Annotated in this window: 29 protein-coding genes; all 29 read left to right on the forward strand. The window is 68.9% G+C overall.

Going from position 1 to position 17,245, the window contains the following annotated elements:
* The first annotated feature begins 29 nt into the window (after window positions 1-29).
* The 29 genes from rplV (at window position 30) to truA (ending at window position 17,237) form a co-directional block, all read left to right on the forward strand.
* Window positions 30-440, forward strand: coding sequence for a 50S ribosomal protein L22 (gene rplV, locus IMZ35_RS15335; RefSeq protein ID WP_199441750.1), 411 nt, complete (start codon window positions 30-32; stop codon window positions 438-440).
* Complete coding sequence (gene rpsC, locus IMZ35_RS15340) at window positions 440-1,291, forward strand: 30S ribosomal protein S3 (RefSeq protein WP_199441751.1); 852 nt, start codon at window positions 440-442, stop codon at window positions 1,289-1,291. Before rplV ends, rpsC begins: the two co-directional genes overlap by 1 nt.
* Before the next feature lie 3 nt (window positions 1,292-1,294).
* The gene (rplP, locus tag IMZ35_RS15345) at window positions 1,295-1,714 is read left to right on the forward strand and encodes a 50S ribosomal protein L16 (protein WP_199441752.1); all 420 of its coding nucleotides are present in this window, start codon (window positions 1,295-1,297) and stop codon (window positions 1,712-1,714) included.
* On the forward strand, window positions 1,714-1,962 hold the full coding sequence (gene rpmC / locus IMZ35_RS15350; RefSeq protein WP_199441753.1) for a 50S ribosomal protein L29: 249 nt from the start codon (window positions 1,714-1,716) through the stop codon (window positions 1,960-1,962). The genes rplP and rpmC overlap by 1 nt, the downstream gene beginning before the upstream one ends.
* Window positions 1,959-2,255 (forward strand): 30S ribosomal protein S17, encoded by a 297-nt coding sequence (rpsQ, locus tag IMZ35_RS15355; protein ID WP_199441754.1) that lies wholly within the window; start codon window positions 1,959-1,961, stop codon window positions 2,253-2,255. The genes rpmC and rpsQ overlap by 4 nt, the downstream gene beginning before the upstream one ends.
* Before the next feature lie 93 nt (window positions 2,256-2,348).
* Complete coding sequence (rplN, locus tag IMZ35_RS15360) at window positions 2,349-2,717, forward strand: 50S ribosomal protein L14 (protein WP_199441755.1); 369 nt, start codon at window positions 2,349-2,351, stop codon at window positions 2,715-2,717.
* Window positions 2,717-3,031, forward strand: a complete 315-nt coding sequence (gene rplX, locus IMZ35_RS15365; protein ID WP_199441756.1) for a 50S ribosomal protein L24 — start codon at window positions 2,717-2,719, stop codon at window positions 3,029-3,031. Before rplN ends, rplX begins: the two co-directional genes overlap by 1 nt.
* Window positions 3,032-3,033: 2 nt before the next feature.
* Window positions 3,034-3,597 carry a 50S ribosomal protein L5 gene (gene rplE / locus IMZ35_RS15370; protein WP_199441757.1) on the forward strand — a complete coding sequence of 188 codons (564 nt, stop codon included), beginning with the start codon at window positions 3,034-3,036 and terminating at the stop codon, window positions 3,595-3,597.
* A 4-nt stretch (window positions 3,598-3,601) separates the two neighbouring features.
* On the forward strand, window positions 3,602-3,787 hold the full coding sequence (locus tag IMZ35_RS15375; protein WP_121224918.1) for a type Z 30S ribosomal protein S14: 186 nt from the start codon (window positions 3,602-3,604) through the stop codon (window positions 3,785-3,787).
* Window positions 3,788-3,923: 136 nt separating this feature from the next.
* Complete coding sequence (gene rpsH / locus IMZ35_RS15380) at window positions 3,924-4,322, forward strand: 30S ribosomal protein S8 (protein WP_199441758.1); 399 nt, start codon at window positions 3,924-3,926, stop codon at window positions 4,320-4,322.
* A 16-nt stretch (window positions 4,323-4,338) separates the two neighbouring features.
* Window positions 4,339-4,878: a 50S ribosomal protein L6 gene (gene rplF, locus IMZ35_RS15385; RefSeq protein WP_199441759.1), complete on the forward strand. Its 540-nt coding sequence runs from the start codon at window positions 4,339-4,341 to the stop codon at window positions 4,876-4,878.
* Between the two features lies 1 nt (window position 4,879).
* Window positions 4,880-5,281 (forward strand): 50S ribosomal protein L18, encoded by a 402-nt coding sequence (gene rplR, locus IMZ35_RS15390; RefSeq protein WP_307868164.1) that lies wholly within the window; start codon window positions 4,880-4,882, stop codon window positions 5,279-5,281.
* A 37-nt stretch (window positions 5,282-5,318) separates the two neighbouring features.
* Entirely contained in the window at window positions 5,319-5,927 is a 609-nt protein-coding gene (gene rpsE / locus IMZ35_RS15395) for a 30S ribosomal protein S5 (protein ID WP_199441760.1), read from the forward strand.
* Between the two features lie 4 nt (window positions 5,928-5,931).
* Window positions 5,932-6,117: a 50S ribosomal protein L30 gene (rpmD, locus tag IMZ35_RS15400; RefSeq protein ID WP_199441761.1), complete on the forward strand. Its 186-nt coding sequence runs from the start codon at window positions 5,932-5,934 to the stop codon at window positions 6,115-6,117.
* Window positions 6,114-6,557, forward strand: coding sequence for a 50S ribosomal protein L15 (gene rplO, locus IMZ35_RS15405; RefSeq protein WP_199441762.1), 444 nt, complete (start codon window positions 6,114-6,116; stop codon window positions 6,555-6,557). The genes rpmD and rplO overlap by 4 nt, the downstream gene beginning before the upstream one ends.
* Window positions 6,558-6,687: 130 nt before the next feature.
* Window positions 6,688-6,948: an acyl carrier protein gene (locus IMZ35_RS15410; RefSeq protein ID WP_199441763.1), complete on the forward strand. Its 261-nt coding sequence runs from the start codon at window positions 6,688-6,690 to the stop codon at window positions 6,946-6,948.
* Window positions 6,945-8,183 (forward strand): beta-ketoacyl-[acyl-carrier-protein] synthase family protein, encoded by a 1,239-nt coding sequence (locus IMZ35_RS15415; protein WP_307868165.1) that lies wholly within the window; start codon window positions 6,945-6,947, stop codon window positions 8,181-8,183. Before IMZ35_RS15410 ends, IMZ35_RS15415 begins: the two co-directional genes overlap by 4 nt.
* Window positions 8,180-9,175, forward strand: a complete 996-nt coding sequence (locus IMZ35_RS15420) for a beta-ketoacyl synthase N-terminal-like domain-containing protein (protein WP_199441764.1) — start codon at window positions 8,180-8,182, stop codon at window positions 9,173-9,175. The genes IMZ35_RS15415 and IMZ35_RS15420 overlap by 4 nt, the downstream gene beginning before the upstream one ends.
* 270 nt (window positions 9,176-9,445) lie before the next feature.
* Window positions 9,446-10,753: a preprotein translocase subunit SecY gene (secY, locus tag IMZ35_RS15425; protein ID WP_199441765.1), complete on the forward strand. Its 1,308-nt coding sequence runs from the start codon at window positions 9,446-9,448 to the stop codon at window positions 10,751-10,753.
* Complete coding sequence (locus IMZ35_RS15430; RefSeq protein ID WP_199441766.1) at window positions 10,753-11,304, forward strand: adenylate kinase; 552 nt, start codon at window positions 10,753-10,755, stop codon at window positions 11,302-11,304. Before secY ends, IMZ35_RS15430 begins: the two co-directional genes overlap by 1 nt.
* 53 nt (window positions 11,305-11,357) lie before the next feature.
* Window positions 11,358-12,131, forward strand: a complete 774-nt coding sequence (gene map / locus IMZ35_RS15435) for a type I methionyl aminopeptidase (RefSeq protein ID WP_199441767.1) — start codon at window positions 11,358-11,360, stop codon at window positions 12,129-12,131.
* Between the two features lie 296 nt (window positions 12,132-12,427).
* On the forward strand, window positions 12,428-12,649 hold the full coding sequence (gene infA, locus IMZ35_RS15440) for a translation initiation factor IF-1 (protein ID WP_005166804.1): 222 nt from the start codon (window positions 12,428-12,430) through the stop codon (window positions 12,647-12,649).
* A 57-nt stretch (window positions 12,650-12,706) separates the two neighbouring features.
* Window positions 12,707-12,820 carry a 50S ribosomal protein L36 gene (gene rpmJ / locus IMZ35_RS15445; protein WP_010148647.1) on the forward strand — a complete coding sequence of 38 codons (114 nt, stop codon included), beginning with the start codon at window positions 12,707-12,709 and terminating at the stop codon, window positions 12,818-12,820.
* A 214-nt stretch (window positions 12,821-13,034) separates the two neighbouring features.
* Window positions 13,035-13,415 carry a 30S ribosomal protein S13 gene (rpsM, locus tag IMZ35_RS15450; protein ID WP_199441768.1) on the forward strand — a complete coding sequence of 127 codons (381 nt, stop codon included), beginning with the start codon at window positions 13,035-13,037 and terminating at the stop codon, window positions 13,413-13,415.
* Between the two features lie 36 nt (window positions 13,416-13,451).
* Window positions 13,452-13,859 (forward strand): 30S ribosomal protein S11, encoded by a 408-nt coding sequence (gene rpsK / locus IMZ35_RS15455; RefSeq protein ID WP_015105236.1) that lies wholly within the window; start codon window positions 13,452-13,454, stop codon window positions 13,857-13,859.
* Between the two features lie 23 nt (window positions 13,860-13,882).
* Window positions 13,883-14,488 carry a 30S ribosomal protein S4 gene (rpsD, locus tag IMZ35_RS15460; protein ID WP_199441769.1) on the forward strand — a complete coding sequence of 202 codons (606 nt, stop codon included), beginning with the start codon at window positions 13,883-13,885 and terminating at the stop codon, window positions 14,486-14,488.
* 152 nt (window positions 14,489-14,640) lie between these two features.
* On the forward strand, window positions 14,641-15,690 hold the full coding sequence (locus IMZ35_RS15465) for a DNA-directed RNA polymerase subunit alpha (protein ID WP_199441770.1): 1,050 nt from the start codon (window positions 14,641-14,643) through the stop codon (window positions 15,688-15,690).
* Between the two features lie 75 nt (window positions 15,691-15,765).
* Window positions 15,766-16,365, forward strand: a complete 600-nt coding sequence (gene rplQ / locus IMZ35_RS15470) for a 50S ribosomal protein L17 (protein WP_199441771.1) — start codon at window positions 15,766-15,768, stop codon at window positions 16,363-16,365.
* Window positions 16,366-16,445: 80 nt separating this feature from the next.
* Window positions 16,446-17,237 carry a tRNA pseudouridine(38-40) synthase TruA gene (truA, locus tag IMZ35_RS15475; RefSeq protein ID WP_307868167.1) on the forward strand — a complete coding sequence of 264 codons (792 nt, stop codon included), beginning with the start codon at window positions 16,446-16,448 and terminating at the stop codon, window positions 17,235-17,237.
* Window positions 17,238-17,245 lie beyond the last annotated feature (8 nt).

Genomic DNA, 17,245 nt, shown 5'->3' on the forward strand with positions numbered 1-17,245 from the left:
AACTGGGAAAAGAGCAAGGGGAAGCAGCGATGAACGCCCGCAACGATGCCGCCGCGCAGGAGTACCCGCGCGCCGTGGCTCGGGCTCGCTACGTCCGCGACACGCCCATGAAGGTGCGCCGCGTGATCGAGCTCATCAAGGGCCGCAGCGCCAGCGAGGCCCTGGCCGTGCTCCAGTTCGCGCCGCAGGCGGCAAGTGAGCCGGTCGCGAAGGTGCTCGCCAGCGCCGTGGCCAACGCGGAGAACAACCTGTCCCTGGACCCCGACACCCTCTGGGTGAGCGCGGCGTTCGTGGACGAGGGCCCGACCCTCAAGCGGTTCCGCCCGCGTGCCCAGGGTCGTGCGTACCGGATCCGCAAGCGGACGAGCCACATCACCGTCGAGGTCGAGTCTCGTCCCAAGACGGCTCGTAAGACCAGCGCGAAGGGAAGTGCCCGGTAGTGGGTCAGAAGATCAACCCGCACGGCTTCCGGCTGGGGATCACCACCGACTGGAAGTCCCGCTGGTACGCCGACAAGCAGTACGCCGAGTACGTGGCCGAGGACGTCAAGATCCGCAAGCTGCTCGGCCGCGGCATGGAGCGTGCCGGAATCTCCAAGGTGGAGATCGAGCGGACCCGTGACCGGGTTCGCGTCGACATCCACACCGCGCGACCGGGCATCGTCATCGGTCGTCGTGGTGCCGAGGCCGACCGCATCCGCGGTGAGCTGGAGAAGCTCACCAAGAAGCAGGTGCAGCTGAACATCCTCGAGGTCAAGAACCCCGAGTCGGATGCTCAGCTCGTCGCTCAGGGTGTGGCCGAGCAGCTGTCCAACCGCGTCGCCTTCCGGCGCGCGATGCGCAAGGCCATTCAGTCGGCCATGCGCTCGCCGCAGGTCAAGGGCATCCGCGTGCAGTGCGGCGGTCGTCTCGGCGGTGCCGAGATGTCCCGTTCCGAGCACTACCGCGATGGCCGGGTGCCGCTGCACACGCTGCGTGCCGACATCGACTACGGCTTCTTCGAGGCCCGCACCACTTTCGGCCGCATCGGCGTGAAGGTGTGGATCTACAAGGGTGACGTGGTCGGCGGCCTGAACGCCAAGCGCGAGCGCGACGCCGCTCCCTCGGCAGACCGTGCGCCTCGGCGCGACCGCAACGAGCGCCCGAACCGGGCCCGTCGTTCGGGTGCCAGCGGCACCACGGCGACGAGCACCGAGGCGGGACGCGCTGCGGCCGACGCCCAGGCCAGCGACCAGACGACCGGTGACGTGGCTACCGCCAACGCCCCGGCTGTTGCTCAGAAGGAGGGCTGATCCGTGCTGATTCCACGGCGGGTCAAGCACCGCAAGCAGCACCACCCCGGTCGTTCCGGCGCCGCCAAGGGCGGCACCAGGGTGACCTTCGGTGAGTTCGGCATCCAGGCGCTGGAGCCGGCTTACGTGACCAACCGGCAGATCGAGTCCGCTCGTATCGCCATCACGCGGCACATCCGTCGTGGCGGCAAGGTCTGGATCAACATCTTCCCGGACCGTCCGCTGACGAAGAAGCCGGCCGAGACCCGCATGGGTTCCGGCAAGGGCTCTCCGGAGTGGTGGGTGGCCAACATCAAGCCGGGTCGGGTGCTCTTCGAGATGAGCTTCCCGAACGAGACCGTGGCCCGCGAGGCGCTCCGCCGCGCGATCCACAAGCTCCCGATGAAGTGCCGCATCGTCACACGTGAGGGTGGTGAGTTCTGATGGCAGCGGGTACGACCGCTTCCGAGCTGCGTGAGCTCACCGAAGAGGAGCTCGTGCTGCGTCTGAAGGAGGCGAAGGAGGAGCTGTTCAACCTCCGCTTCCAGATGGCCACCGGGCAGCTCGACAACAACCGGCGACTGCGCACGGTGCGGCACGAGATCGCCCGCATCTACACCGTGATGCGGGAGCGGGAGCTCGGTCTCTCCGTCTCCCCGGACGCGGTTTCCACTGGTGAGGGTGCGGCATGACCGAAGGCAACGAAGTGACGACTGTGTCCGAGACGGCTGAGACCCGTAACGACCGCAAGGTCCGCGAGGGCTACGTCGTGTCCGACAAGATGGACAAGACGATCGTGGTCGCGCTCGAGGACCGCAAGAAGCACCGCCGCTACGCGAAGGTGCTGCGCTCCACCACCAAGGTGAAGGCGCACGACGAGCAGAACACCGCCGGTGTCGGCGACCGCGTTCTGCTCATGGAGACCCGGCCGCTGTCCGCCACGAAGCGCTGGCGGCTGGTCGAGGTCCTCGAGAAGGCCAAGTAAACTTCCCGCTTCCCGCGCGAACCCGCGCGGGGAGCAGGGGACCGAGCCCGTCAGGTCGGAAATCTGGCGGGCCAAGAATGGTCAGGAGTTGAAGTGATCCAGCAGGAGTCGCGGCTGCGCGTCGCCGACAACACCGGTGCGAAGGAAATCCTCTGCATCCGTGTTCTCGGTGGCTCCGGCCGCCGCTACGCGGGCATCGGGGACATCATCGTCGCCACCGTCAAGGACGCGATCCCCGCCGCCGGCGTCAAGAAGGGCGATGTGGTCAAGGCCGTCATCGTCCGCACGGTCAAGGAGAGGCGCCGTCCCGACGGCTCCTACATCCGGTTCGACGAGAACGCTGCCGTGCTCATCAAGAACGACAACGAGCCGCGGGGCACCCGCATCTTCGGACCGGTCGGTCGCGAGCTTCGCGACAAGAAGTTCATGAAGATCATCTCGCTGGCTCCGGAGGTGCTCTGATGAAGGTGAAGAAGGGCGACACGGTCGTCGTCATCGCCGGCAAGGACAAGGGTGCGAAGGGCAAGGTCATCCAGGCCTACCCGGAGAACAACCGAGTCCTCGTCGAGGGTGTCAACCGCATCAAGAAGCACACCCGGATCTCGCAGACCCAGCGCGGTGCGCAGTCCGGCGGCATCGTGACCCAGGAAGCCACGATCCACGTGTCCAACGTGATGGTCGTGGACGCCGACGGCAAGCCGTCGCGGGTCGGTTACCGGACCAACGACGAGGGCAAGCGGGTCCGCATTTCCCGTCGCAACGGGAAGGACGTCTGATCATGACCACCACTGAGAAGATCGTTCCGCGGCTGAAGACCCGCTACCGCGACGAGATCACCGCCGAGCTGCACAAGCAGTTCTCCTACGAGAACGTCATGCAGATCCCCGGCGTGGTCAAGGTCGTCGTGAACATGGGCGTCGGCGACGCCGCTCGCGACGGCAAGCTGATCGAGGGCGCGGTCCGCGACCTGTCGATCATCACCGGCCAGCGCCCCGAGGTCCGCCGCGCGCGCAAGTCCATCGCACAGTTCAAGCTGCGCGAGGGCATGCCGATCGGCGCCCGCGTCACGCTGCGCGGCGACCGCATGTGGGAGTTCCTGGACCGGCTGCTGACCATCGCACTGCCTCGCATCCGCGACTTCCGCGGCCTGTCGGGCAAGCAGTTCGACGGCAACGGCAACTACACGTTCGGCCTGAACGAGCAGTCGATGTTCCACGAGATCGACCCCGACGCGATCGACCGCCCCCGCGGCATGGACATCACCGTCGTCACCACCGCCACGAACGACGAGGAGGGCCGGGCGCTGCTGAAGCACCTGGGCTTCCCGTTCAAGGAGAACTGATTCGATGGCCAAGAAGGCGTTGATCAACAAGGCCGCGAAGAAGCCGAAGTTCAAGGTTCGGGGTTACACCCGCTGCCAGCGCTGCGGCCGTCCGCACTCGGTCTTCCGCAAGTTCGGCCTGTGCCGGATCTGCCTCCGGGAGATGGCCCACCGCGGTGAGCTTCCGGGTGTGAGCAAGTCCAGCTGGTAAACCGGTTCTGCGGCTCCACGCGCAAGGCCAGGTTTTCGAGAATTTTCCACTTCGCTGTAGGCCCGTCCACGACCGACTCCCCGGAGTCAGGACCCTGGGCTGGGGAACCGCAGCGAGAAAGGTTGACAAGGTCACCATGACGATGACCGATCCCATCGCAGACATGTTGACGCGTCTGCGGAACGCGAACTCGGCATACCACGACCAGGTCGTGATGCCGCACTCCAAGCTCAAGGCGAACATCGCGGAGATCCTGAAGCGCGAGGGCTACATCGCGAGCTACCGCGACGAGCAGGGCGACGTCGCCAAGAACCTGGTCGTCGAGCTGAAGTACGGCCCGAACCGGGAGCGCAGCATCGCGGGCCTGCGTCGGGTGTCGAAGCCCGGCCTGCGCGTGTACGCCAAGTCCACGAACCTGCCGAAGGTGCTCGGCGGTCTGGGCGTGGCGATCATCTCGACCTCGGGCGGTCTGCTGACCGACCGTCAGGCCAACAAGCAGGGCGTGGGCGGAGAAGTCCTCGCCTACGTCTGGTGAGGAAGGGGGACTAGGCATGTCGCGCATCGGAAAGCTGCCGATCACCGTCCCCTCCGGGGTCGACGTGAACATCGAGGGCCAGGACGTGAAGGTGAAGGGCCCCAAGGGTGCCCTGTCGCTGAGCGTCGCTGAGCCCATCGTCGTCGAGAAGTCCGAGGACGGCACTCTCGAGGTCAAGCGCCCGAACGACGAGCGTCGCTCGCGGTCGCTGCACGGTCTGTCTCGTACGCTGGTCCACAACATGGTCATCGGTGTGACCCAGGGCTACGAGAAGAAGATGGAGATCCACGGCGTCGGTTACCGCGTCGCGCTCAAGGGCTCGTCCCTGGAGTTCGCGCTGGGCTACAGCCACCCGGTGAAGGTCGACGCCCCCGAGGGCATCACCTTCGTCGTGGAGAACCCCACGCGGTTCTCGATCCAGGGCATCGACAAGCAGCTGGTCGGTGAGGTCGCCGCCAACATCCGCAAGCTGCGCAAGCCCGACCCCTACAAGGGCAAGGGCGTGCGGTACTCGGGCGAGAAGATCCGCCGCAAGGTCGGAAAGACGGGTAAGTGACATGAGCGAGTCGACTGCTACCAAGCGCAAGCCGGTGGGCAAGGACATGTCCACGAAGCGTCGTGTCTCCAAGGCCCGTCGTCACTTCCGCCTGCGCAAGAAGGTCAACGGCACCGCCGAGCGTCCGCGTCTCGTCGTCCACCGTTCCGCGCGGCACATCACCGTGCAGATCGTCGACGACCTGGCGGGTCACACCCTCGCGTCGGCCACCTCCCTGGAGGCGGACGTCCGCGCGCTGGACGGCGACAAGAAGGCTCGCGCCGCGAAGGTGGGCGAGCTGGCCGCGGCCAGGGCCAAGGAGGCCGGCATCAGCAAGGTCGTGTTCGACCGGGGCGGCAACGCCTACCACGGTCGCATCGCCGCCCTGGCTGACGCCGCCCGCGAGGCCGGGCTGGAGTTCTGAGACACATGCACATCACTGGAATTGAGAGGGACGCCTGATGCCAGGACGCACGCGTCGCGAAGGCGGCGGGGGCGAGCGCGGAGAGCGTCGCGACCGTCGTGATGGCGGCCGCGGCGGCGCGGCCCAGGAGAAGACCCCGCACCTGGAGCGCGTGGTTGCGATCAACCGCGTCTCCAAGGTCGTCAAGGGTGGTCGTCGCTTCAGCTTCACCGCGCTCGTGGTCGTCGGCGACGGCGACGGCATGGTGGGCGTCGGCTACGGCAAGGCCAAGGAAGTTCCGGCCGCCATCGCCAAGGGCGTCGAGGAGGCGAAGAAGAACTTCTTCCGCGTTCCTCGCATCGCCGGCACCATCCCTCACCCGATCCAGGGCGAGAAGGCCGCCGGTGTGGTCCTGCTGCGCCCGGCCTCGGCCGGTACCGGTGTCATCGCCGGTGGCGCGGTCCGCGCGGTGCTGGAGTGCGCCGGTGTCCACGACGTGCTGAGCAAGTCGCTGGGCTCCGACAACGCCATCAACATCGTGCACGCCACCGTGGCTGCCCTGAAGGGTCTGCAGCGTCCGGAGGAGGTCGCGGCCCGCCGCGGTCTGCCGCTGGAGGACGTGGCCCCCGCCGGCATGCTGCGGGCCCGAGCGAACCAGGGGGTGTGACCTCATGGCACAGCTCAAGGTCACCCAGGTGAAGAGCAGCATCGGCACCAAGCACAACCACCGCGAGTCGCTGCGGACCCTCGGGCTCCGCAAGATCCGTCAGTCCGTGGTGCGCGATGACACCCCCCAGGTCCGCGGTCTGATCCACACCGTCCGGCACCTGGTGGCTGTCGAGGAGGTCAACTCGTGACCATCAAGATCCACCACCTGCGTCCCGCCCCGGGAGCCAAGACCGCCAAGACCCGCGTTGGTCGTGGTGAGGGCTCCAAGGGCAAGACCGCTGGCCGCGGTACCAAGGGCACCGGCGCACGCAAGAACGTGCCGGTTCGCTTCGAGGGTGGCCAGATGCCGCTGCACATGCGGCTGCCGAAGCTCAAGGGCTTCAAGAACCGCTTCCGCACCGAGTACCAGGTCGTCAACGTCGGTGACCTCGCCCGCCTCTTCCCCGAGGGTGGCAGCATCGACGTCGACAAGCTGGTCTCCGCCGGCGCCGTCCGCAAGGGCCAGCTGGTGAAGGTGCTGGGCGACGGTGACATCGACGGCGTCAAGCTGGACGTCGTCGCGCACAAGTTCTCGGGCAGCGCCGTCGACAAGATCGCCGGCGCGGGTGGCACCGCCACCACGCTCTGACGCTCGTCGCACGAACAGGGCCCGGACACCTCTCAGGTGTCCGGGCCCTGCCGCGTTCCGGGCCCGATCCGCGCAGTAGTTCAATGGAGGCGCAGTCCCCCGGTCCGCGACGAGATGCGAGGAGCACGACGTGCACGAGGCGGTCGAACGACGGTCCGACGAGATCACGGCGACGATCAGCGAGGTGCTGGGCGTCGAACCCGAGCTGGTGACCGAGGAGGCGCTGTTCCGCGAGGACCTCGGCGCCGACTCGCTGAAGCTGATCGAGCTGCTGGCGTCCTTCGAGGTGGAGTTCGACGTCGAGATCGGCACGGACCACCTGGAGCGCATGGTGAACGTGCGCGGGGTGAAGGAAGTGCTCGACGAGACGCTGTCCGCGGCGCGGCCGTGACCCCGGCCGTGACCCCCACCGCGACCCGGCGGGTCGTGGTGACCGGTCTGGGGATCGTGTCGAGCATCGGCACCGGCGCGGACGAGTTCGCGGCCGGGCTGCGGGCCGGGCGCGACGGGGCCGGGGAGATCACCGTCTTCGACCCGACGGGGTTCCCCACCACGATCGGCTGCGACGTGCCCGGCTTCGAGCCCCGGCGCTGGATGTCCGACGAGCGCGCCGAGTCCCTGGACCGCATCGCGCAGCTCTCGGTGGCGGCGGCGGTCATGGCCGTGCGGCACGCACGAGCGGACCTCGCGGCGCTGCGCGAGCGGCGCGGCGCGATCTCGCTGGGCACGAACGGCCGGGCGAACGTCTTCGCCGACCTGTGCGCCGCGGAGATCGCGGCGGGGGGCGAGCAGAGCGGCCCGCCGCCCGCCGGCGCGGACCTGCTGCCCGCGGACCTCGTGTGCCTGGAGGTCGCGCGCGAGCTGGGGCTCGCCGACGTCGAGACCGCGACCGTCGGCACGGCCTGCTCCGCGGGGAACTACGCCATCGCGAACGCCTTCGACGCGATCCGCTCCGGTGACGTGGAGTTCGCGCTCTGCGGCGGCGTGGACCCCATGTGCGTGGGCACGTTCGCGAGCTTCACCCGCTTCGGCACGGTCGCCGCCGACGCGTGCCGTCCCTTCGACGCCGACCGCACCGGGATGCTCGTCGGCGAGGGGGCGGCCGTGCTGGTGCTGGAGCCGCTGGAGGCCGCGCTGGCCCGCGGCGCCGACATCCACGCCGAGGTGCTCGGCTGCGGCCTGAACTGCGACGCCTTCCACCAGGTCGCTCCCGACCAGCAGGGCGTGGCCGACTGCGTGCGCCGCGCGCTGGCCGACGCGGGGGTCCGGCCGGAGGACGTCGACCTCGTCTCGGCGCACGGCACCGCGACGAAGGCCAACGACGTCGTGGAGGTGGCGGCGATCCGCGAGGTGTTCGGCGACGCCACGCCTCCCGTGATCTCGGTGAAGTCGATGCTCGGGCACACGATGGGGGCCGCCAGCGCGCTGGCCGCGGCGGCCTGCGTGCTGGCCCTGGAGCACGGCTTCGTCCCGCCGACCATCAACCACCGGCACACCGATCCCGAGTGCGACGTCGACTGCGTGCCGAACGTGGCGCGGGAGGCGGACCTGCGGATCGTGCAGAACAACTCGCTGGGCTTCGGCGGGAACAACGCCGTGCTCGTCCTGGGGAGGTACGAGGCGTGAGGGCGGTCGTCACGGGCTGGAGCGCCGTCTCGCCGTGGGGCAGGGGAGCCGCGGCCTTCGCGGACGGCCTGCTCGCCGCGCGACCGGCCCGCGAGGCCGGTGGTGCCGCCACGGTGCCGGACTTCGACGTCCGCGAGCTGCTCGGCAGGCGCGACACCAACTCGATGGACCGGGCGACGGCTTACGCGATCGTGGCCGTGGGCGACCTGCTGGCCGAGACCGCTCCGGCGCGGGGCACCGACCTCGCCGTGGTTCTCGGCACGACCAGCGGCAGTCTCCAGGCGCAGTACGACATGGCCGTGCAGTCCACGACCCGGCGCAGGCGGCACCTCGTCGATCCGGGGCTGGTGCCGCACGCCGTGCTGAACAGCGCGGCCAGCAGGACCGCGATCCGGCACCACCTGCGGGGCGCCAACAGCACGGTGGCCGCGGGAGCGGTGTCCGGGCTGCTGGTGCTCGACCAGGCGCGGCGGATGCTGACGGCCGGCCGCGCCGACGCCGTGGTCGCCGGGGCGGCGGAGGAGTGCTCGCCGACCCGCCGGTGGCTCACCGGCCGCGACGACCTCGGCGAGGGGGCGGTCGCGCTGCTGGTGGAGCGGGCCGACGACGTCCCCGCCGGACGGCCCGTGCTGGCCGAGGTGCTGGGCGTGTCCTCGCGCGTGGTCCTGGGCGACGCGCCGGGGGACACCGCCGCGGCGCTGCGGGAGTGCGTCGCCGGCCTGCTGCGCCGGACGGGCACGGCCGCGGACGAGCTGTGGGCCGCGGTGCCACTCGATCCGGCGAACCACGTGTTCGCCGAGGGCGTACACGTCGTGGGCCTGACGGAACTGATCGGTCACGGCGGTGCGGTCTCCGCGGCCTTCCAGGTGGCGGCCGTGCTGGCACTGGCGGGGGCCGACCCCGCTTCGGCGGGCCGCAGGGCCCTCGTCACCTCGGCGGACGGCACGGGCGTCGTCGCGGCGGCCGTGCTGGAGCTGCCCCGGTCCGCGTGACCGACCGGCCGGGCGCACTCATCCGTTCGGGGGATTTCGCGATCGGTGCTCAACGGATCGTTCACCTGTGAACGACGACTGCTTACGGGGATCACGCATCCGACTGTTAAAGTCGCGGGCTGAACCCGGATGTCCTCCGGGGCGGTGGCGGCTACGCGGCGCCACCGGACTCCACCGTCGGCGACACGGCCGACGGGCAGACCACGTGCTGGCGCCCGGTCAGCACCGCTCAACGCCGGTCTCCGGACCGGCAACGCTCAGGAGGTTCGCGTGCTCGGCGCATTCCGCTCGGCTCTCGCGACGCCGGACCTACGCAAGAAGATCCTGTTCACGCTCGGGATCATCGTTGTGTACCGGTTGGGCGCGACCGTGCCCGCGCCGGGCGTGTCCTTCAAGAACGTCAAAGAGTGCGTCGAGGAGATCGACCAGCAGGGCATCTACTCCCTGATCAACCTGTTCAGCGGCGGTGCGCTGCTGAACTTGTCGATCTTCGCGCTGGGCATCATGCCCTACATCACCGCGAGCATCATCATCCAGCTGCTGACCGTGGTCATCCCGCGGTTCGAGCAGTTGAAGAAGGAGGGCCAGTCGGGTCAGGGCAAGCTGACCCAGTACACCCGGTACCTCACGATCGCTCTCGCGGTGCTCCAGTCGACCGGCATCGTCGCCCTGGCGGTCCGCGGTCAGCTGTTCCAGAACTGCTCCGTCGACGTCATCCCGGACTCCAGCATCTTCACGCTGATCGTCATGGTCGTGACGATGACCGCCGGCACCAGCGTCATCATGTGGCTGGGCGAGATCATCACGGAGAAGGGCATCGGCAACGGCATGTCGCTGCTGATCTTCACCGGCATCGCCGCCCGCATCCCCACCGAGGGCCAGAACATCCTCCAGCGCGGTGGCCTGACCTTCTTCCTGGTGTGCGTCGCCGCCCTGCTGATCATCGCCAGCGTCATCTACGTCGAGCAGGCCCAGCGCCGCATCCCGGTGCAGTACGCGAAGCGCATGATCGGTCGCCGCATGTACGGCGGCACCTCGACCTACCTGCCGCTGAAGGTGAACCAGGCCGGCGTCATCCCGGTCATCTTCGCGTCGTCGCTGCTGTACCTGCCCGACCTGATCTCCCGGCTCACGACCTCCACGACGAGCGAGCCCGGCTGGTGGCAGACGTTCGTGCAGACGCACCTGGTGTCGCAGTCGAGCCCGGTGCACATCTCGCTGTACTTCCTGCTGATCGTCTTCTTCACCTACTTCTACGTCGGCATCACGTTCAACCCGGACGAGCGTGCCGACGAGATGAAGAAGTTCGGCGGGTTCATCCCGGGCATCCGTCCCGGTCGTCCCACCGCCGAGTACCTCCGCTTCGTCCTGGGGCGGATCACACTGCCCGGCTCGCTCTACCTGGGCATCGTCGCCATCCTTCCGAACCTGTTCCTGGACCTGACCGGTACCGGCCAGAACCAGAACTTCCCGTTCGGCGGCACGGCCGTCCTGATCATGGTCGGTGTCGGCCTCGACACCGTGAAGCAGATCGAGAGCCAGCTGATGCAGCGCAATTACGAAGGGTTCCTCCGCTAGTGCGACTCGTTCTCGTCGGCCCGCCAGGAGCGGGCAAGGGCACCCAGGCCGATCGTCTCCGCGACTCCCTCGGCGTCCCGCACATCTCCACCGGGGACCTCTTCCGAGCCCACATCAGCCAGCAGACCGAGCTCGGCCGGGAGGTCCAGGAGTACCTGGACTCCGGCGAGCTCGTGCCGGACGCCGTCACCAACGAGATGGTCCGCGAGCGCCTGTCCCAGCCGGACACCGCGAACGGCTTCCTCCTCGACGGCTTCCCGCGCAACGTCGCTCAGGCGAACGTGCTCGGCGAGATCCTCGCCAACGCGGGTCAGAAGCTCGACGCCGTGCTGGAGTTCCAGATCGACGAGAACGTCGTCGTGGAGCGCCTGCTCGCCCGCGGCCGGACGGACGACAAGGAAGACGTCATCCGCCACCGGCAGCAGCTGTACCGCACGGAGACCTCTCCGCTGCTGGACTACTACAGCGACGTCGTGGTGAGCATCGACGCCGTCGGCGACGTCGACGAGGTCAGCGCGCGCGCTCTGCGCGCCCTGCGCGGCGAGAAGTGAGCGGTGGACTCCTCGACGTTCTGCGGCGCATCGTGCCCAGCGGGCGTGAGCGCATGATCGAGATCAAGAGCCGCGGCGAGCTGGAGGCCATGCGCGCCGCCGGTCTCGTCGTGGCGCGCACCCTCGCCGCGGTCACCGCGCAGGTCAAGGTGGGCGTCAGCACGGCCGAGCTGGACGAGCTGGCCGAGCAGACGATCCGCGACGCCGGGGCGATCCCGTCGTTCAAGGGCTACCACGGCTTCCCGGCGAGCATCTGCGCCTCGGTCAACGAGCAGGTCGTGCACGGCATCCCGAGCGCGACGCAGGTGCTGGCCGAGGGCGACCTGCTGTCGGTCGACTGCGGGGCGATCCTGGACGGCTGGCACGGCGACTCGGCCGTGACGATCGGCGTCGGCGAGCTCTCGCCCGCCGACCGGAAGCTGTCCGAGGCCACCCGCGTGTCGATGATCGCCGGCATCGAGGCGCTGCAGCCGGGCGCGAAGCTGACCGACGTCTCGTTCGCCATCGAGTCCGCGACCATCGCGGCCGGTGAGGCCGACGGCATCGAGTACGGCATCGTCGCGGACTACGGCGGCCACGGCATCGGCACCAAGATGCACATGGACCCGTTCCTGCCGAACCACGGCAAGCCCGGCAGGGGGCCCCGGCTCAAGGTGGGCATGGCCATCGCCGTCGAGCCCATGCTGACCCTGGGCGGTGACGACACCAGGGAGCTGGACGACCACTGGACCGTCGTGACGGCCGACGGCTCGCGCGCGGCCCACTGGGAGCACAGCGTCGCCATCACCGAGGACGGTCCCTGGGTCCTGACGGCCCCGGAGGACTGAGCCGCTCCGCACCCCCAGCGGCCCGCGACGCGCACCACGGCGTCGCGGGCCGCTGGCGCGAGGGGGGCTGGGCAGAGCGGCGCTCGTGGGGTACGGTGCCTCGATTTGGGATGTGGACGCACTCTGCGTACACTGGTCGGGTGGCGCACTCGTCGCGCCGGTTCCGTCATGCCCGTTGTGGTCAGGTGGGTCTCCACCGGACTCCAGCCGGGTGATCAGGCCCGCAGGGCCGTCGGAGTCGGGGTGGGTCGCGCCCGAGTCCGGAAGTAACACCACCGTCACGAAACGCGGAGGACATGGGCAAGAAAGACGGGGCAATCGAGGTCGAGGGCCGCGTGGTCGAGCCTCTTCCCAACGCGATGTTCCGCGTTGAGCTGGAGAACGGTCACAAGGTTCTGGCGCACATCAGCGGCAAGATGCGGCAGCACTACATCCGCATCCTTCCTGAGGACCGGGTTGTCGTGGAGCTGTCGCCCTACGACCTGTCCCGCGGCCGCATCGTCTACCGCTACAAGTGACCTCCACGGTGTCGGGGGCAGCCGCCCTCGGCACGGGCTGAGCAGGAGAGCTGACGCGTGAAGGTCCAGCCGAGCGTCAAGAAGATCTGCGACAAGTGCAAGGTGATCCGCCGTCACGGCCGGGTCATGGTCATCTGCGAGAACCTGCGCCACAAGCAGCGCCAGGGCTGATCGCAGCAGCACTTCGTCGCCGTTGCTTCTGACGACGACCACCCAATAAGCCTCTTCGCACCTACCGGGCGCCACGTGCGCCCGGTGCACACCCGGACTCCAGGCCGGGGCCGGGACACCGTCCGCGAAAGCGGCCGGAACGGCAGTAGCGAGTCAGTCCCGGAACTGGGCGAGGAGAAGACCTGGAGCGACAACCGTTAGGAGCAAGCGCCGTATGGCACGACTCGCTGGCGTAGACCTCCCCCGCGAAAAGCGGATGGAGATCGCGCTGACCTACATCTTCGGAATCGGTCGCACGCGCTCGAAGGAGCTGCTGAGCGCCACCGAGATCTCCCCTGACCTCCGGGTCAAGGACCTGGGTGACGACGACCTCGCGAAGCTGCGGGACTACATCGAGAACCACTTCAAGGTCGAGGGCGACCTGCGCCGCGAGGTTCAGGCCGACATCCGCCGGAAGATGGAGATCGGTTCTTACGGCGGTCTGCGTCACCGTCGGAACCTGCCCGTCCGCGGGCAGCGCACCAAGACGAACGCTCGTACCCGCAAGGGTCCGAAGAAGACCGTCGCCGGCAAGAAGAAGGCCGGAAAGAAGTAAGTCCCCGCGTCGCTGAAGCAGGAGATCACCACAGACATGCCACCCAAGTCCCGCACGGGCGCCGGGGTCAAGAAGGTCCGGCGCAAGGAAAAGAAGAACGTCTCGCACGGCCAGGCGCACATCAAGAGCACGTTCAACAACACCATCGTGTCCATCACGGACCCGCTGGGCAACGTGATCAGCTGGGCGTCCGCCGGCCACGTCGGCTTCAAGGGCTCTCGCAAGTCCACGCCGTTCGCCGCGCAGATGGCCGCCGAGAACGCCGCGCGCAAGGCCGCCGAGCACGGCATGCGCAAGGTGGACGTGTTCGTCAAGGGGCCGGGTTCCGGCCGCGAGACCGCGATCCGCTCGCTGCAGGCAGCCGGCCTCGAGGTCGGCACCATCCAGGACGTGACCCCGCAGCCCCACAACGGCTGCCGCCCGCCCAAGCGGCGCCGGGTCTGAGGCACGGGGAGGAGTAAGAACTCATGGCTCGCTACACCGGACCGGCAACGCGCATCTCGCGTCGCCTCAAGGTCGACCTCGTCGGCGGGGACCAGGCTTTCGAGCGCCGTCCCTACCCGCCCGGCCAGCACGGCCGCGGTCGGATCAAGGAGTCGGAGTACCTGCTTCAGCTTCAGGAGAAGCAGAAGGCCCGGTACACCTACGGCGTCCTCGAGAAGCAGTTCGTCCGCTACTACAAGGAAGCGGTTCGTCGCCCCGGCAAGACCGGCGAGAACCTGCTGAAGATCCTCGAGTCGCGCCTGGACAACGTGGTCTACCGCGCTGGCCTGGCCCGCACTCGCCGTCAGGCTCGCCAGCTGGTCAGCCACGGGCACTTCCTGGTCAACGGCCAGAAGGTGAACATCCCGAGCTACCAGGTGTCGAAGTTCGACATCATCGACGTGAAGCCGAAGTCGCTGCCGACGCTGCCCTTCGAGGCCGCCAAGGCCTCGTTCGGCGACCGGCCGATCCCGGCGTGGCTGCAGGTCGTTCCCTCGAACCTGCGGGTGCTCGTGCACCAGCTCCCGGAGCGGGCGCAGATCGACACGCCCGTCACCGAGCAGCTCATCGTCGAGCTCTACTCGAAGTGATCCTCCTCCGGGACGGCCTCCAGTCGGTGGCCGTCCCGGAGTCGGGTCCACGGCGGCGGCGCGAATGGTGCGCCGCCGTTGTTCCGGTCTCCGCGGCCGGTGATCTGACGACGTCAAATAGCGGGCGTCGGTAGCAGAGAAGGAAGAACCCAGTGCTGATTTCCCAGCGTCCCTCGCTCGGCGAGGAGTCCGTCAACGAGACCCGGTCGCGCTTCGTGATCGAGCCGCTCGAACCGGGCTTCGGCTACACCCTCGGCAACTCCATCCGCCGCACCCTGCTGTCCTCCATCCCCGGCGCAGCCGTGACCAGCATCCGCATCGACGGCGTGCTGCACGAGTTCACCACCGTGCCGGGGGTCAAGGAGGACGTCACCGACATCATCCTGAACCTCAAGGAGCTGGTCGTCAGCTCCGAGGAGGACGAGCCGGTGACCATGTACCTGCGCAAGCAGGGGCCCGGTGCGGTGACCGCAGGCGACATCGTGCCCCCGGCCGGTGTCACCGTGCACAACCCCGACCTGCACATCGCCACCCTGAACGGCAAGGGCAAGCTGGAGATCGAGCTCGTCGTCGAGCGCGGTCGCGGCTACGTCCCCGCCGTCCAGAACAAGCAGGCCGGTGCCGAGATCGGCCGCATCCCGGTTGACTCGATCTACTCGCCCGTCATGAAGGTGACCTACAAGGTCGAGGCCACCCGTGTCGAGCAGCGCACCGACTTCGACAAGCTGATCCTCGACGTGGAGACCAAGCCCTCCATCACCCCGAGGGACGCGGTCGCCTCCGCCGGCAAGACCCTGGTCGAGCTGTTCGGTCTGGCCCGCGAGCTGAACGTCGACGCCGAGGGCATCGAGATCGGCCCGTCGCCGGCCGAGGCGGACACCATCGCCGCGTTCGCGATGCCGATCGAGGACCTCGACCTGACCGTGCGGTCCTACAACTGCCTCAAGCGTGAAGGCATTCACACGGTCGGTGAGCTCGTCTCGCGCAGCGAGGCGGACCTGCTGGACATCCGGAACTTCGGTGCGAAGTCGATCGACGAGGTCAAGATGAAGCTCGTCGGTCTCGGCCTCGCGCTGAAGGACAGCCCCCCCGGGTTCGACCCCTCGGCTGCCGCTTCCGACTACCAGGCCGAGGGATGGGCCGACGGTGGTGTGGAGGGTCACGACGACGGCCAGGACTACGCGGAGACCGAGCAGCTCTGATGGTCGAACGCCCGCTGCGGTGGGCGTCCGGCCGGGCCGGAGCAGAGGATCAGAAAGTAATCCGAGGAGCAAGCGATGCCCACCCCCACCAAGGGACCCCGTCTCGGCGGCTCGCCGGCCCACGAGCGGCTCATGCTGGCCAACCTGGCCACCGCGCTGTTCACCCACGGCCGGATCACGACCACCGAGGCCAAGGCGAAGCGGCTGCGGCCGTACGCCGAGCGTCTGATCAGCAAGGCGAAGATCGGTGACCTGCACAACCGTCGCGAGATCATGAAGGTGATCCGGGACAAGGACGTCGTGCACAAGCTGTTCGCCGAGATCGGCCCGTTCTTCGTCGACCGCCCCGGCGGTTACACCCGCATCACGAAGACGCTGGCGCGCAAGGGCGACAACGCCCCCATGGCCGTCATCGAACTGGTGCAGCAGAAGACCGTGACGGCCGAGGCCGAGGCGGCTCGCAAGACGAAGTTCGCCAAGGACGAGAAGAAGGCCGAGACCCCGGCTGTCGCCGAGGACACCAAGGCCGAGGACACCAAGGCCGAGGACACCGACGCCGCGGTCGTCGACCAGGACGCCGAGGCGCCCGAGTCGGCCACCAAGAACGCCTCGCAGGACCCCGCAGAGGGTGCCGACGAGGCCGCGAAGGTCGAGGACAAGAAGGACGAGTCCTGACGGACCACGACTTCACCGACGAGCCCGTCATCCCCGCTGGGGGTGGCGGGCTCGTTCGCGCGCCGGGTCGCACCGCCAGGGTGCGGCTGGACCTGGGGTACGACGGGACCGGCTTCTCCGGGTGGGCCCGTCAGCCCGAGCGCCGCACGGTGTGCGGCGTGCTGGAGGACACGATGTCGCTCGTGCTGCGGGAGGACGTGCGGCTGACCGTGGCCGGGCGCACCGACGCCGGGGTGCACGCCGCGGGCCAGGTGGCGCACGCCGACCTGTCGGTGGACGTGGACGTCGCCGAGCTGCCGCACCGGCTGGCCCGCGCGCTGCCCGGCGACGTGCGGGTGTTCGCGGCGCGGGTCGTGCCACCGGAGTTCGACGCCCGCTTCTCCGCGCTGCGCCGCCACTACGAGTACCGGGTGAGCGACGCGGTGTTCGGCGCGCACCCGCTGCGTCGCCTGGACACCCTCTCCTGGCCCCGCAGGCTCGACCTGGACGCCCTGAACGTCGCGTCGGCCCTCCTGATGGGGGAGCACGACTTCTGCGCGTTCTGCCGCCGCAGGGAGGGCGCCACGACGATCCGGGAGCTCCAGCGGCTGGACTGGGAGCGCGACGGCGAGGGCGTGCTGGTGGCCAGGGTGTCGGCCGACGCGTTCTGTCACTCGATGGTGCGCAGCCTCGTGGGGGCGCTGCTGGCCGTGGGGGAGGGCCGCAAGCCGCCGTCGTGGCCCGCGTCGCTGCTGAGCGAGACGCGCCGGTCGAGCGGGGTGACCGTGGCTCCGCCGCACGGCCTGTCCCTCGTGCGGGTGGACTACCCGGCCGAGGCCGAGCTGGCCGCGCGGTCCTCGGTGACCCGCAACGTCCGCACCCTCGCGGGCTGAGCCGGGGA

The sequence above is a fragment of the Umezawaea beigongshangensis genome (genome assembly GCF_016464305.1).
GTDB classification, from domain to species: Bacteria; Actinomycetota; Actinomycetes; order Mycobacteriales; family Pseudonocardiaceae; genus Umezawaea_A; species Umezawaea_A beigongshangensis.